Annotated in this window: 12 protein-coding genes; 2 read left to right on the top strand and 10 right to left on the bottom strand. The window is 70.5% G+C overall.

Translation table 11 applies throughout. From position 1 onward, the window contains the following. Positions 1 to 21 precede the first annotated feature (21 nt). Positions 22 to 1,032 carry a LysR family transcriptional regulator gene (locus AC4BEG_RS20275; protein WP_490707142.1) on the top strand — a complete coding sequence of 337 codons (1,011 nt, stop codon included), beginning with the start codon at positions 22 to 24 and terminating at the stop codon, positions 1,030 to 1,032. Between the two features lie 103 nt (positions 1,033 to 1,135). Beyond that, entirely contained in the window at positions 1,136 to 2,413 is a 1,278-nt protein-coding gene (locus AC4BEG_RS20270) for a ricin-type beta-trefoil lectin domain protein (RefSeq protein ID WP_490701162.1), read from the top strand. A gap of 65 nt (positions 2,414 to 2,478) precedes the next feature. On the opposite strand, the gene AC4BEG_RS20265 is transcribed toward AC4BEG_RS20270, so the two are convergent. From AC4BEG_RS20265 to AC4BEG_RS20220, 10 genes are all read right to left on the bottom strand, one after another. Further along, positions 2,479 to 3,756 (bottom strand): thymidine phosphorylase, encoded by a 1,278-nt coding sequence (locus tag AC4BEG_RS20265; protein WP_490701161.1) that lies wholly within the window; start codon positions 3,754 to 3,756, stop codon positions 2,479 to 2,481. Between the two features lie 281 nt (positions 3,757 to 4,037). Continuing rightward, complete coding sequence (locus tag AC4BEG_RS20260; RefSeq protein ID WP_490701160.1) at positions 4,038 to 4,460, bottom strand: cytidine deaminase; 423 nt, start codon at positions 4,458 to 4,460, stop codon at positions 4,038 to 4,040. Further along, positions 4,457 to 5,752, bottom strand: a complete 1,296-nt coding sequence (locus AC4BEG_RS20255; RefSeq protein ID WP_490701159.1) for an ABC transporter permease — start codon at positions 5,750 to 5,752, stop codon at positions 4,457 to 4,459. The genes AC4BEG_RS20260 and AC4BEG_RS20255 overlap by 4 nt, the downstream gene beginning before the upstream one ends. Continuing rightward, positions 5,749 to 6,873: an ABC transporter permease gene (locus AC4BEG_RS20250; RefSeq protein WP_490701158.1), complete on the bottom strand. Its 1,125-nt coding sequence runs from the start codon at positions 6,871 to 6,873 to the stop codon at positions 5,749 to 5,751. The genes AC4BEG_RS20255 and AC4BEG_RS20250 overlap by 4 nt, the downstream gene beginning before the upstream one ends. Next, the gene (locus AC4BEG_RS20245; protein WP_490707141.1) at positions 6,870 to 8,552 is read right to left on the bottom strand and encodes an ABC transporter ATP-binding protein; all 1,683 of its coding nucleotides are present in this window, start codon (positions 8,550 to 8,552) and stop codon (positions 6,870 to 6,872) included. Before AC4BEG_RS20245 ends, AC4BEG_RS20250 begins: the two co-directional genes overlap by 4 nt. A gap of 133 nt (positions 8,553 to 8,685) precedes the next feature. Further along, positions 8,686 to 9,720 carry a BMP family lipoprotein gene (locus AC4BEG_RS20240; RefSeq protein ID WP_490701157.1) on the bottom strand — a complete coding sequence of 345 codons (1,035 nt, stop codon included), beginning with the start codon at positions 9,718 to 9,720 and terminating at the stop codon, positions 8,686 to 8,688. Between the two features lie 153 nt (positions 9,721 to 9,873). After that, positions 9,874 to 11,106 carry an amidohydrolase gene (locus AC4BEG_RS20235; RefSeq protein WP_490707140.1) on the bottom strand — a complete coding sequence of 411 codons (1,233 nt, stop codon included), beginning with the start codon at positions 11,104 to 11,106 and terminating at the stop codon, positions 9,874 to 9,876. Positions 11,107 to 11,285: 179 nt separating this feature from the next. Continuing rightward, positions 11,286 to 12,566, bottom strand: coding sequence for a hypothetical protein (locus AC4BEG_RS20230; RefSeq protein ID WP_490707139.1), 1,281 nt, complete (start codon positions 12,564 to 12,566; stop codon positions 11,286 to 11,288). 137 nt (positions 12,567 to 12,703) lie between these two features. After that, the gene (locus tag AC4BEG_RS20225) at positions 12,704 to 13,636 is read right to left on the bottom strand and encodes an N-acetylneuraminate synthase family protein (protein WP_490701156.1); all 933 of its coding nucleotides are present in this window, start codon (positions 13,634 to 13,636) and stop codon (positions 12,704 to 12,706) included. Continuing rightward, entirely contained in the window at positions 13,636 to 14,961 is a 1,326-nt protein-coding gene (locus AC4BEG_RS20220; protein WP_490707138.1) for a cytidylyltransferase domain-containing protein, read from the bottom strand. Before AC4BEG_RS20220 ends, AC4BEG_RS20225 begins: the two co-directional genes overlap by 1 nt. Between the last annotated feature and the right edge of the window lie 35 nt (positions 14,962 to 14,996).

Here is a 14,996-nt window from a genome sequence, read left to right as displayed (position 1 = left end):
TACCCACGGCTGATGCGTCCAATGCACGGAATCGAGATAATCGTTCCAGCACAGCATGATCCGAGGTCAGGGGCGTACGTGTCACACATCAGTTACGAACACGACATTCCGGTGACAGCTGGAGTCGAGGAAGAGTCGTGGGCGGTGGCGCTCACCCCACGGCTCGCGCAGTTCGCCGCCGTCGCCCGTCACGAACATGTCACCCGCGCCGCGCAGGAGCTCGGAGTGCCGCAGTCGACGCTCAGCCGGGCGATCGTCCGGCTGGAGGCGGAGCTCGGCGTCGCGCTGTTCGCCCGGCGCGGCCGTACGGTGGCGCTCACCCCGGCGGGCCGGACGTTTCTGCGCTCGGTCGAACGGGCCCTCGCCGAGGTGGACCGCGCCGCCGAGACGGTACGGGCGGACGCCGACCCCGCCGCCGGGCGGGTCTCGTTCGGCTTTCTGCACACCCTCGGCTCGGAGACCGTGCCCGGACTGCTCCGCGCCTTCCGGGTGGACCATCCGCGGGTCCGGTTCCAACTGGTCCAGAACTACGGCGAGGCGATGATCGAGCGGCTGCGCGCGGGCGATCTCGATCTCTGTCTGACCTCCCCCGTCCCGGACGCCCCCGATCTTGTCGCGCGCCGTCTGGACGAACAGCGGCTGCGGCTGGTGGTGCCGGACGACCACCGGCTGGCGGGCCGCCGCCGGATCCGCCTGGCCGAGGCCGCCTCGGAGGTCTTCGTCACCCTCGAACCGGGCTACGGGCTGCGCCGGATCACCGATGCGCTGTGCGCCGAGGCGGGGTTCGCCCCGAAGATCGCGTTCGAGGGCGAGGAGGCCGAGACCATCCGCGGTCTGGTGGCCGCCGGGCTGGGGGTGGCGCTGCTGCCGCCCCCGGCGGTGCCGCGCCCCGGAGTGGCCGAGCTGACGGTCACCGCGCCGCGCGCGGTGCGGGAGATCGGCGTCGCCTGGCTGGACGGCCATCCGGACACTCCACCGGTGGCGGCCTTCAAGCGCTTCCTGCTGAGCAGGAGGGGTCAGTTGCTCGACTAACATCTGATCAACTCCCGCTTCCGACAGGTGAAGACGCGGAGTCGACAAGAGTTCTTTCTCTGAAAGGGCAAACGGGGACTTGCGATCCAACAGAAAACTGCGCATGAGCAAGAAGCGCCGGATATCCATCGTCGCGGTGTGCGCCGCGGCGGCGATCACCGGCGGAGTGCTCTCCTCCAGCGCGTTCGGCACCGACGACAAGGAACAGTCCGAGGCCGCACGGCCGTCCACGGCTTCGGCGCCGGTGACGGACAACGCCGGGACCGCCACCGACAACGCCACCTTCGACAACGGTGTGATGTCGCTCAAGGCGCCCGCCGCGCCGCACAAGGCCGCGGCCGCGGCAGCGGCACCCCACGGTGAGGGCTGGAAGCTGGCCGGTCCGGGCAAATCGCTGTCGACCGGCTACACGATCAAGTTCTATGACCAGAAGTCCGCGGACTGGCTGTCCCGTTACGCCAAGGCGTCGGCGACGGATCTCCGCCGGATCACCCATCTCCCGATCACCGTCGACACCAAGCCGGTCGGCTGGAACTACGAGCGGCCCAAGGGCGAGATCGTCATGGGCGTGCTCAAGCGTCCCTGCGTACCGCCCAAGGACGGCGGCAGCCACGGGTGGAAGGTCGTCCACGACGGCTCCGGCACCAAGAACCTCAGCTGCGGCTTCTACGCCTCGTCCGTGGCCGACACGGTGACCAGCGGCCATGCCTACATCGACAGCTCGTTCTTCACCACGGACGGCAAACCGCTGCCGTCCTGGGGTGAAACCTTCATGCGCAACCACATCAGCCATGAGATCGGGCACACGCTGGGCATGACGCACGCCAACCGCAGCGCCACCCGCGGCGACTGCGTCAAGGGCAGCGACTCCGGCGAGAAGCCGGTGATGTGCACCCCGGCCGAGGCGTACCCGGACAACCGCGCGGGCACCTACGTCCAGCAGTTCGACGTCCAGGGCCTGCGCTACCTCGCCAAGGGTGCCGGTGCCACCCTCTCGCCGCAGGGCAAGGTGACCGGCCTCGGGGGCAAGTGCCTGGACGTCAAGGGCGGCAAGGCCACCAACGGCACCCAGATCCAGCTCTTCCACTGCAACGACGGTGTCGCCCAGTCCTGGCTGCTGGAGCAGGACGGCACCTTCCGCGCGCTCGGCAAGTGCCTGGACAACGCGGGCAACGCGGCCACCAACGGCAACAAGATCCAGCTCTCCGACTGCACCGGCACGGCGTCGCAGAAGTGGTCGGTCAACGCCAAGGGCCAGATCGTCCATGTCGCCTCGGGCAAGGTGCTGGATGTGACCGGCGGTTCCACCGCCGACAGCACCAAGGTCCAGCTCCACTCGGCCAACAGCTACAAGCGCCAGGTCTGGGTCACCCCGAAGTAAGACGCGCACCCAGCGAGAGGGCCGGACGGGAAACTCCCGTCCGGCCCTCCTCTGTTGGACAGGGCCTAGGCGATGCGCTCCAGCACGATCCGCGAGGCGCTGAACTCCGTGTCCGCCGGGGCGTAGTCCACCGCGCCGTCCAGGGCCTGAAGGGCGTAGTCGAACTTTTCCGGGGTGTCGGTGTGCAGGGTCAGCAGCGGCTGACCGGCGGTGACGCGCTCACCCGGCTTGGCGTGGAGCTCGATACCGGCGCCCGCCTGCACTGGGTCCTCCTTGCGGGCGCGGCCCGCGCCCAGCCGCCAGGCGGCGACACCGACCGCGTAGGCGTCGAGACGGGTGAGCACCCCGTCGGCGGCGGCCTGGACCACCTGCCGTTCACGGGCGACCGGGAGTTGCGCGTCCGGGTCACCGCCCTGGGCGGCGATCATGCGCCGCCAGTGGTCCATCGCGGAGCCGTCCGCGAGGGCCTTGGCCGGGTCGGCGTCCGGCAGACCCGCCGCGTCGAGCATCTCCCGGGCCAGGGCGAGGGTGAGCTCGACCACATCGGCGGGGCCGCCGCCCGCCAGCACCTCGACGGATTCGCGCACCTCCAGGGCGTTGCCCGCGGTGCGGCCGAGTGGGGTGGACATGTCGGTGAGCAGGGCCACGGTGCGCACTCCGTGGTCGGTACCCAGGCCCACCATGGTGGTGGCCAGCTCCCGGGCGGCGTCGATGTCCTTCATGAAGGCGCCGGAGCCGACCTTCACATCCAGCACCAGCGAGCCGGTGCCCTCGGCGATCTTCTTGGACATGATCGACGAGGCGATGAGCGGAATGGACTCGACCGTCCCGGTCACATCGCGCAGCGCGTAGAGCTTCTTGTCGGCGGGGGCGAGACCGTCGCCCGCCGCGCAGATGACCGAGCCGACCTCGCGCAGCACGTCCATCATCTCGTCGTTGGACAGCAGCGCCCGCCAGCCGGGGATGGACTCCAGCTTGTCCAGGGTGCCGCCGGTGTGGCCGAGGCCACGGCCGGAGAGCTGCGGTACGGCGGCGCCGCAGGCGGCCACCAGGGGCGCCAGCGGCAGGGTGATCTTGTCGCCGACGCCACCGGTGGAGTGCTTGTCGGCGGTGGGGCGCGGGAGGGAGGAGAAGTCCATCCGCTCACCGGACGCGATCATGGCGGCGGTCCAGCGGGCGATCTCCGCCCGGTCCATCCCGTTGAGGAAGATCGCCATCGCGAGCGCGGACATCTGCTCGGGGTCGACCTCACCGCGGGTGTAGGCGTCGATGATCCAGTCGATCTGGCCGTCGTTGAGGCGGCCGCCGTCGCGCTTGGCTCGGATGACGGAGATGGCGTCCATGGTGGGGTGCGGCCCTTTCTCGCGTGGTGCGGGCGCCGGATGTCGGGGCGCCCGGGAAGGAGGGAGTGCGGCCCGGTGGCGGCCGGGCCGCACGCGTAGGCCCTGTCCTGCCGATCTTCGCGGGCCCGCGACGTCTGGCACCGCGCCTCGCCGCGTTGTCGGGGTCGTCCGAGTACGCCCAGTACGCGGACGACCCTCCTGCGATCCTCCCCCAGCTACCGCTGGGAGGGGCCCTCACCAGACGCCGCGGGCTGATCCACGAAGATCGACAGGACAGGACCTTAGCCTCGGGCGCCGGAGCGTCCGAGGTCGGCGGGGCCGAAGGCGTCCGGCAGCAGTTCGGCGAGCGGGCGGATGCCCGAGGCCGTGTCGACCTGGAGGCCGGGGCCGCCGTGCTCCCACAGCAGCTGGCGGCAGCGGCCGCAGGGCATCAGCACCGCGCCCTCGGCGTCGCAGCAGGTGAAGGCGGTCAGCCGGCCACCACCGGAGGCGAAGAGCGCCGAGACCAGGCCGCATTCGGCACACAGGGCGACGCCGTACGCCGCGTTCTCCACATTGCACCCGGTAACCGTGCGGCCGTCGTCGACGAGCGCCGCGGCGCCCACCGGGAAGCGGGAGTACGGGGCGTAGGCCCGGGACATCGCGTCCCGGGCCGCCGCGCGCAGCGACTCCCAGTCGGGAGCCGCCGCAGCGGGTGTGCTCATGTGCCCTGTCCCTTCCGGTAGGGCTTGTTGTTGGCCTTGGGCATCCGCAGCCGTTGTGAGGCCATCCCCATCACCAGCAGGGTGACGACGTACGGGGTACCGGCGACCAGGTCGTTGGAGACGGTGTCCGACAGCAGGTACCAGACGATCAGCAGGACGGCACCCGCACCGGCCACCGCGCCTCCGAGATAACTCTTGCGGAACAGCCGCCAGCCCGCCAGCAGAGCGAGACCGAGTGCCACCAGCAGGAGCAGTGCGTGCACGGTGGCACCGCCGTTGCGCAGCTGGAGGGCGTCGGAGTAGCCGAACAGGCCCGCGCCCATCGCCAGCCCGCCGGGCCGCCAGTTGCCGAAGAGCATCGCGGCGAGGCCGATGTAGCCGCGGCCGCCGGTCTGCCCCTCGTTGTAGATGTGCGAGCGGACCAGGGCGAGGAAGACACCGCCGAGTCCGGCCAGGGCACCGGAGGTGACCACGGCCGCGTACTTGTACAGGTAGACGTTGACGCCGAGGGACTCGGCCGCCGTCGGGTTCTCACCGCAGGACCGCAGCCGCAGTCCGAACGAGGTCTTCCACAGGACGAAGAAGCTGCCGATGACCAGCAGCACGGCCAGGATGGTCAGCACCGAGATCTCGGTGACCAGCCCGCCGAGGATGCCGGCGATGTCCGAGACCACGAACCAGTGGTGGTTCTCCAGGGTGGACAGCCAGTCGGACAGACCCGGCACGGTGAACGTCGGGAGGTCGTCGACCTGCGGGGACTGCTTGGGCGAACCGCCGATGTCGCTCAGCGGCTCGAACCAGCGCTTGGCCAGATAGGTGGTGGCGCCCAGCGCGAGGATGTTGATCGCCACACCGGAGATGATGTGGTCCACCCCGAAGGTGACGGTGGCGACGGCATGGACCAGTCCGCCGACGGCGCCGCCGAGGACGCCCGCGAGCACACCCACCCAGGGGTTGGTCTGATACCCGGCCCAGGCACCGAAGAAGGTGCCGAGGATCATCATGCCCTCGAGGCCGATGTTGACCACACCGGCCCGCTCGGCCCACAGACCGCCGAGGCCCGCGAGCCCGATGGGTACGGCCAGGCCGAGCGCGGCGCCGATCTGGCCGGCGGAGGTGACGCGGTCGAAGTCCGCCTGCTGGGCGGCGTCGACGAAGGTCCGCAGCACCGACAGGGCGACCAGTGCCCCGGCGACGATCAGCAGCACCTTGGCCAGGGACATCCGGGAGGCCGACCCCGCGGTCTTGCCCGGCGTGGTCGTGCTCTTGGTGGTGGTCACCGTGGCACTCATGCCGGCACCTCCTGCTTGTCACTCTTGGCGGCCTTGGCCTGGGCGGCGAGCTCCGCACCGACCTTCTGCTGCTGGCGCTTGAGGCCGTAGCGGCGCACCAGTTCGTATGCGATGACGACGCACAGGACGATCACGCCCTGCATGACGCCGACGATCTCCTTGTCGTAGCCCTCGAACTCCAGCCGGTTGGCACCGCGCTCCAGGAAGCCCCACAGCAGGGCGGCCAGTCCGATGCCGACCGGGTTGTTGCGGCCGAGCAGGGCGATGGCGATACCGGTGAAGCCGACACCGGTCGGGAAGTCGGCGGTGAACTGGTGGGTGTCGTTCAGCACGGTGGGCATGCCGATCAGACCGGCCATCGCGCCGGAGAGCAGCATGCTGGTGAGGACCATGCGCTTGACGTTCACACCGCTGGCCTCGGCGGCGGACTCGGAGCGGCCCACCGCGCGCAGGTCGAAGCCGAACCGGGTGCGGCCCAGCATGAACCAGAAGCCGACCCCGGCGAGGACGGCGACGACGATGAAGCCCCAGATCGGGTCCAGGTCGCCACCGGCCGGGATGGTGAAGAAGTGGCTGGACTCCGGCAGCGGCTCGGTGGCCACGATGTTGGTCTGCTTGTCCAGCACGCCCAGTCGGCCGTCCACCAGCAGATAGCTGATGAGGATGCCCGCGAGGGAGTTCAGCATGATGGTGCTGATCACCTCGCTGACGCCACGGTAGACCTTGAGCAGACCGGCGATGGACGCCCACATCGCGCCGACCAGCATGGCGACCAGGATGATCAGCGGGATCTGCACCAGACCCGGCAGCCCCATCGCGCCACCGGCGGCGGCGCCGAAGAAGGCGCCCAGCCGGTACTGGCCGTCGACACCGATGTTGAACAGGTTCATCCGGAAGCCGATGGCCACCGCGAGACCCGCCAGGTAGTACGTCGTGGCCTTGTTGAGGATGTAGACCTGGCTGTCGGCCTTCACCCCGTAGTCGAACATCACGCCGAAGGCGTCGAACGGCGCCTTGCCGGTCGCCGCCAGCACCACCGCGGTCAGCAGGAACGCGCTGACGATCGCCAGCAGCGGGGCCGCGATCGCGAGGAGCACCCGCTCCTTGTCGAACTTCTTCATCGGTCCTCTCCCCCAGCCGGGGCCGCGTCGGCCGGTTCGGCGGTCGCCGGGGCGTCGGTGTCGGCCGGAGCGTCGGTGTCGGTGCCGACCGGGGCGTCGGCGTCGGCCGCGCCCTCCAGATGGCCGGACGCCGCGCCGGTCATGGCCGAGCCCAGCTCCTCCGGGGTGATCGTGCAGGGGTCGGCGTCGGCGACCAGGCGGCCGCGGTACATCACCCGCAGGGTGTCGGACAGGCCGATCAGCTCGTCCAGGTCGGCCGAGATCAGCAGCACGGCCAGGCCCTCACGCCGGGCGGCGCGGATCTGGTCCCAGATCTGCGCCTGCGCGCCGACGTCCACACCGCGGGTGGGGTGCGCGGCGATCAGCAGCTTGGGGTGATGGCTCATCTCCCGGCCGATGATCAGCTTCTGCTGGTTGCCGCCGGAGAGGGAGGCCGCGGTGACCTCGATACCGGGGGTGCGCACGTCGTACTCGGTGACGATCCGCTCCGTGTCACGGCGCGCGGCACCCGGGTTGAGCAGCCCGCCCTTGCTGTTGGGCGCCTCGGTGACATGGCCGAGGATGCGGTTCTCCCACAGCGGGGCCTCCAGCAGCAGGGCGTGCCGGTGGCGGTCCTCGGGGATGTAACCGATGCCGTCCTCCCGCCGCTTGCGGGTGGGGGCGTGCGAGATGTCGGCGCCGTCGAGGGTGATGACGCCCGCGTCGGGGTCGCGGATACCCATGATGGCCTCGACCAGTTCGGCCTGGCCGTTGCCCTCCACACCGGCGATGCCCAGGACTTCGCCCTTGTGGATGGTGAGGTCGATGCCGTCGAGCACCGCGCGCTGCACTCCGTCCACATCGGTGGCGGTCAGCCGCAGTCCGTCGACGGTCAGCATCTTGTGGTCGGTGACGGTGGACTCGCGGGTCTCCGGGGAGGGCAGTTCACTGCCGACCATCAACTCGGCGAGCTGGCGGGGGCTGGTCTCGGAGGGGACGACGGAGGCCACCGTGGTGCCGCGCCGGATGACGGTGATGTCATCGGCCACGGTGAGGACTTCACCCAGCTTGTGGGAGATGAAGATGACGGTGAGGCCCTCGGACTTGAGCTCGCGGAGGTTGTCGAAGAGCGCGTCGACCTCCTGCGGCACGAGGACCGCGGTCGGCTCGTCGAGGATCAGCGTACGGGCGCCGCGGTAGAGGACCTTGAGGATCTCCACCCGCTGGCGGTCGGCGACGCCGAGGTCCTCCACGAGGACGTCGGGGCGGACCCCCAGCCCGTAGGCTTCGGAGATCTCCTTGATCCTGGCGCGCGCCTTGGCGCCGATGCCGTGCAGCTTCTCCGCGCCGAGGACGACGTTCTCCAGCACGGTGAAGTTGTCGGCCAGCATGAAGTGCTGGTGCACCATGCCCACGCCGCGGGATATCGCGTCCGCCGGGGAGTGCAGTTCGACCGTGGCGCCGTCGAGCGCGATGGTGCCCTCGTCCGGGCGTTGCATCCCGTAGAGGATCTTCATCAGGGTCGACTTGCCCGCGCCGTTCTCGCCGACGAGGGCGTGGACGGTACCGCGGCGCACGGTGATGTCGATGTCGTGGTTGGCGACGACTCCGGGGAACCGCTTGGTGATTCCTTGGAGTTCTACGGCGATGTCATGGACGTCACCGGCGGGGGCGCCCTTGGGTGGGCTGGCGGCTTCGATGGCGCACTCCTGAGGGGCGTGAGCGGTAGAACTGGCCAGAGCGCGCCGGGGGCGCGCCTGCGTCGGAAGCGACGGGGATGTGCCATGGACCCGGGCGGACGGCGGGTCCCCCCGGGTCCATGGCAGACGGTGATCAATCCTTGTAGGTGTCCGCCACCTTGATCTTGCCGTCGATGATCTTCTTCTTGGCTTCCTCGATCTTCGGCTTGATGTCGTTGATGAATCCGCCGGAGTACGAGAGGGAGACGCCGCCGCGCTTCAGGTCGTAGGTCTGGACGCCGCTCTCGGCCTTCTTGTCCTTGACCACGCTCTTGATGAAGTCGTAGACCGAGTTGTCCACGGTCTTGACCATGGAGGTCATGATCGTGTGCTTGTACTGGGCCAGGCCCTTGTCGTAGTACTGGTCGCCGTCGACGCCTATCGACCAGGTGCCCTTCTTCTTGGCGGTGGCCTCGATGGCGCCCGCGCCGGAGCCGCCGGCCGCCGAGAAGATCACGTCAACCTTGTTGGAGAGCATGCCCTCGGCGATGTCCTTGCCGCGGTCGGGCATGCCGAAGCCCTTGGCCGAACCGACCTGGACCCACTGGACGTCCAGCGACGCCTTGGGGTTGGTGTCCTTCAGGCCCTGCTGGAAGCCGCCCGCGAACTTCTTGATCAGCGCGCTGTCGGTGCCACCGATGAAGCCGACCTTGTTGGACTTGGTCTTCAGGCCCGCGGCCACACCGGCGAGGTAGGAGCCCTCGTGCTCGGCGGAGACCAGGCTGGCGACGTTCTTGAGGTCGACGACCGAGTCGACGATCGCGAAGTCGGTGTCCTTGTACTTCTTGGCGGCCTTGGTGAGCGAGGGGGTCCACGCGTAGCCGACGCCGACGACCGGGTTGTAGCCCTCCTCGGCGAGGCTGGCCAGCTTGTCGTAGCGGTCGGCGTCGGTGTCGCCGTCCTTCGCCGTCAGCTCGGTGCCACCGACCTTGAAGTCCTTCTTGGCCTTGTCGAAGCCCTTGGCGGCGGAGTCGTTGAAGGAGTGGTCGCCGCGGCCGCCCACGTCATAGGCGAGGCCGACGCCCTTGTCCTTCTTTCCTTCCGTCGAACTGCTTCCACAGGCGGTGGCGGAGAGTGCGAGAGCCGCGGTGGCGATGCCCACGGCAAATATCTTGGATACCCGGCGCACGAGGGTCCCCTCTTACTCGAAGCGCCTCCGTTGGCGCTGGCTCCGCGGCATCGTAACGCGCGTAGATGTCAGATAAAGCCCCCCTCCGAAGCTGTTATCGGATCGTCGCGAACGTGCCTTGACCGCAGGGTTGCGAAGGGGTCTCGGAGGGATCTACAGAAGGTTTCGGTCGAGCAGCGCAGCGGCGGTGAACAGCTCCACGCCGACGCCGATGGCGCCCTCGTCCACATCGAAGTCGCCGCAGTGCAGATCGCGCCGGGTGCTGTCGCCGGGCCGGCGGACGCCCAGCCGGGCCATGGCGCCCGGCACCCGCTCCAGGTACCAGGAGAAGTCCTCGCCGCCGAGGCTCTGTTCGGTGCCCTCGACCGCGGTGGAGCCGCGGCGGGCGACCATGGCGTCGCGCAGCAGCTCGGTGGAGCTCTCCTCGTTGACCACCGGCGGCACTCCGCGGATGTAGTTGATCTCCGACTTGGCGCGGTGCAGGGTGGCGATCTCGTCGACCGCGGCGTGCACCAGGTCCGGGGCCTCGCGCCAGGCGGGCAGGTCCAGGCAGCGGACGGTGCCGGACAGCTCGGCGTGCTGCGGGATGACGTTGCAGGCGTGGCCGGATTCCACCCGCCCCCAGGTCAGCGCGAGCCCGGAGCGGGCGTCGACCCGGCGGGCCAGCAACGCGGGCACCTCGGTGATCACCTTGGCGGCGGCGGTCACCAGGTCGGTGGTCAGATGCGGACGCGCGGTGTGGCCGCCCGGTCCGTCGAGGGAGATTTCCAGCCGGTCGCAGGCCGAGGTGATCGGCCCGGTGCGCAGCCCGATCCGGCCGGTCTCGACCTTGGGGTCGCAGTGCAGGGCCAGGATCCGGCCGACGCCGTCCAGCACACCCGCCTCGATCGCGTCGGCCGCGCCGCCGGGCAGCACCTCCTCGGCGGGCTGGAACAGCAGCCGCACCGGGCGGTGCAGCCGTCCCTCCCGGGCCAGCTCGGCCAGCACCAGACCGGCGCCGAGCACCACGGTGGTGTGCACATCGTGACCGCAGGCGTGGGCGCGGTCGGCGAAGGTCGAGCGGTAGGGGACGGTCTTGGTGTCCGGGATGGGCAGTCCGTCGATGTCGGCGCGCAGCGCCAGCAGCGGCAGCGCCGTCGACAGGCTGTCGCGCGGGCCGATGTCACAGATGAGACCGGTGCTGGAGGGGAGCACCCGCGGGGCGAGACCCGCCTGCTCCAGCCGCGCCTTGATCGCGGCGGTGGTGCGGAACTCGCAGTTTCCGAGCTCCGGGTGCATATGCAAGTCCCGCCGGAAGGAGATCAGTTCGGCACGGAGCGCATCGGGGAGCGCGCCGGGCAGTGCCGCGTCGGCGGAGGGTGTGGCATCGGTCTCATCGAGGGACATCAATTGCTTCACCTGAAGAAGCGTAGAACGGCAACCGGGTCGCCCGAATGTCGATCAACAAAACTTCAACCGGATCGGGGAGAGAAAAGTAATCCTCCCGGCGCATGATCTCCCTAGTCAGGGGGTATAACAGGCCGCTTTGTCGTGAGAAGTGCCACAGGGCCGTCCGAGCGACGTTGTCAGGAAGCTGCCATCGCGGTCCCGGGGGCCGAAGGTCTCCCCGGGGAGGACGCGGGCGGCGGCTGCGGCGCCGGAGCCGACGAGGGGCCGGGCGCCGGGGGCGTCGGCCGCGGCACCGTGGCCGACGGCGCCGGGCTCAGCCGCTGGACGTCCCGGGCGGTGCCGGTGACACCCGACAGGAACCCCTGGGCGCGCGGTGAGGCGTTGCTCGTCAGCCAGGCCGGGTCCACATCGCAGACGGCGACCTGCACCCCGGTGCCCACCAGTGCCAGCGGCAGGGTGTGCACCACGGTGGAGGGGAAGCTCACGATGGTGTGGCCGATGGGGCCCCGGCGCGCTATCAGTTCCAGCGGCAGATCCGGCCGTACGATCTCCAGCCCCACCTCGGACGAGACCCGGTGCAGCTTCTCGGTGCTCTCCCGGCGGTGGGCGAAATAGCGGGTGGCGCCGTGGGTACGGGCCAGCGCGGCGACCGCCTCCAGATAGCGCTCGAGGTCCACCACCCCGGTCTCCACCAGGGAGGTGCCCACCAGATCGGTGCCGCGGGTGAGCCGGGGCGGGCCGAAGCGGGTGCGGGTCCAGGCGAAGTCGTTGGCGATGACGGTCACTCCCGCGGGCGGCTCGACCGGCATGGAGCTGAAGACCTCGACCCGGCGCTTGGTGCCCGGGGTGAGCCGACGGCGTGCGGTGGCGGACACCGGCGCGAAGACCATGTCACGCGCCCCTCGGCTGCTGCCGCGGCGGTGCCAGCGCTCCAGCCGCTCCCCGTTGGCGAGCTGGGAGATGAACTCCATGGTGGCCGTGCCGTCGTCCACCACGACCAGGTCGCGGGCGCGGGTGAGGGTCAGCAACAGCTGGACGTAGCGCGAGAAGGGATCGCCGATGACGATCCGCCCGGCGCGACGCAGCGGTCCGCGCAGTCCGCCGATGGTCTTCAGCGGGGCGCCCGCCCCGCCGCGCGCGTTCTCCCAGCGCACCGTGATGTTCTCGTCCCGGGCGAGCTCGGCCATCCGGCGCAGCTGGCCACGGGTCATCGGATCGTGCGGGGAGAGCACCACCACGGTGAGGTCCAGGGCGTCGCCCAGCGGCGGCAGCCGGTCCGGCGCCGCGCCGGACTCGTCGGAACCACCGGAGCCACCGGAGCCGTCGGAACCACCGGCCGTGGCCGGTGCCGTACCGCGCAGCGCGTCCGCGTACGCCCACTCCAGCACGTTCAGCAGCTGGACCGGACTCTCCACGAAGGCGAGGGTGCTCAGGGGGGAGGAGGGGGCGGCGGGCATCGCACCGTCCACGGAGGGCATCGCACCGTCCAAGGGCAGGGCCCGGAACCGGCGAGCGGCCCCCGAGTGCTCGGGGCCGCCCGCCGTCTCCGGGCGCGGGCCGGTCTCACCGGCCGGTGGGTTCACGTCGAGGTGCCTCAGACCGCGACGGGCTCGCGCTCGGCGGCCTCGCCCTCGGCGATGACGCCCGGCACCCGGCGCAGCTTCTTCATCGGGCCGAGCTCGCTCTCGTAGACCTTCTTGATGCCGTCGCCCAGCGACTCCTCGACCACGCGGATGTCACGGACGAGGCGCGTCAGGCCCTGCGGCTCCACCGAAGCGGCCTGGTCCGAGCCCCACATGGCGCGGTCCAGGGTGATGTGGCGCTCGATGAAGGTCGCGCCGAGCGCGACGGCGGCCAGGGTGGTCTGGAGACCGGTCTCGTGGCCGGAGTAGCCGATCGGCACGTTGGGGTACTCGCCCTGGAGCGTGTTGATCACGCGCAGGTTGAGCTCCTCGGCCTTGGCCGGGTACGTGGAAGTGGCGTGGCAGAGCAGGATGTTGTCGCTGCCCAGCACCTCGACCGCGTGGCGGATCTGCTTGGGGGTGGACATGCCGGTCGACAGGATGATCGTGCGGCCGGTCGCCCGCAGGGCGCGCAGCAGCTCGTCGTCGGTCAGCGAGGCGGAGGCCACCTTGTGGGCCGGGACGTCGAACTTCTCCAGGAAGGCGACGGCCTCGGTGTCCCACGGGGAGGCGAACCAGTCGATACCGCGCTTCTTGCAGTGCTCGTCGATGGCGCGGTACTCGTCCTCACCGAACTCCACGCGGTGGCGGTAGTCGATGTAGGTCATCCGGCCCCAGGGGGTGTCGCGCTCGATGTCCCACTGGTCACGCGGGGTGCAGATCTCCGGGGTTCGCTTCTGGAACTTGACCGCGTCGCAGCCGGCGTCGGCGGCCACGTCGATCAGCTTGAACGCGTTCTCCAGGTCGCCGTTGTGGTTGATGCCGATCTCACCGGTGACATAGACCGGCTGGCCGGGCCCGGCGGTCTTGTCACCGAGGGTGCGGAGGCGAGAGATGGAGCTCACTAAGACAGTTCCTTTCCGAGAATCCACGAGGCGATCTCGCGGATCGCGCCGTCACCGCCGGGGGTGGAGGTGACCGCACGTGCGGCGCCGCGCACGACGTCGTGCGCACTTGCGACCGCCACGGGCCAGCCGACAAGGCCGAAGCACGGGAGGTCGTTGACGTCGTTGCCGACGTAGAGCACGCGCTCCGGCGCGATGCCCTGCTCCTCGCACCACTGCTTCAGTGCGAGATCTTTTCGGTCGATGCCGTGGAGCACGGGGACCTGGAGTTTGCGGGCCCGTGCGGCGACGACCGGGTTCTTTTCCGTGGACAGGATCAGCAGCGCCAGCTCCGCCCGGCGCAGGGCGGCGATCCCGAGCCCGTCGCCGCGGTGCACGGCGACGAGTTCGCGTCCTTCGGAGTCGATCAGCACCCTGTCGTCGGTCTGGGTGCCGTCGAAGTCGAGTACCACCGCGTCGATGTCCTCGCGGGTGGGGAGGGAGCCCGGCCGGTCCGCGTCCAGCAGCGGGGCCAGGGCACGGGCGCGGGCCAGGTCGTGCGGGTCGTCGACCTCCAGCACCCGGGCGGCGTCGGTGCGCACCAGCTCGGTGCGGCCGAAGAAGCGGTGTCCGGCCTCGCGGAAGCCGCGCGCGTCCATCGCGTAGGCGGCGCCGGTCTCCAGGAAGTCCTGGGGGCGGTCCTGACGGCGCGGGCGGTACGCCTTGTCGTGGTTCACGCCCAAGCCGCCTGCGGCGGCAGGGATCGGGTACGCGGCGCCCACCGTGGCGGCGGGGCTCGGGGCATCTCCCGCGCGCCCGGCTGCCGTCGGAACCGTGCCGCTCGGGCTGCCGGAGTCGGCCGCCGGTGCCGTCACGGCCCCCTCGTGCTCACCCTCGCGCCAGACGAAGCCGTGGAACGGGGCGACCGTCAGGGCGCTGTCGGCGCCCTTCTCCACCACCGCCGCGGCGACGCCGTCGATGTCCTCGCGCACCAGGAACGGGCTGGTGCACTGCACCAGCAGCACCACGTCCACCGGACCGCCGACGAGCGCCTCGTAGGCGTCCATCGCGTGGATCACCGCGGCCTCGCTGGTGGCGGTGTCGCCCGCGATGGCCGGGGGCCGCTGGATGACCTCGGCGCCCGCGCCACGGGCCGCGGCGGCGATCCCGGAGTCGTCGGTGGAGACGACCACGTCCGTCACCAGGCGGCTGGCCCGGCACTCCCCGACGGCGCGCGCCACCAGCGGCACGCCCCCCACGGCGGCGAGGTTCTTGGCGGGGACGCCCTTGGACCCGCCGCGGGCGGGGATCACGGCGAGTACGCGCCGGTCGGCGGAGGTGGGCATCGCGGCTCCTTCGGTGCTGATCGAGGTGGTCACAG

The sequence above is a fragment of the Streptomyces sp. JLBJ103 genome (assembly GCF_058215575.1).
The sequence above is the reverse complement of the archived record's forward strand: the minus strand, read 5'-3'. Positions and strand labels throughout refer to the sequence as shown.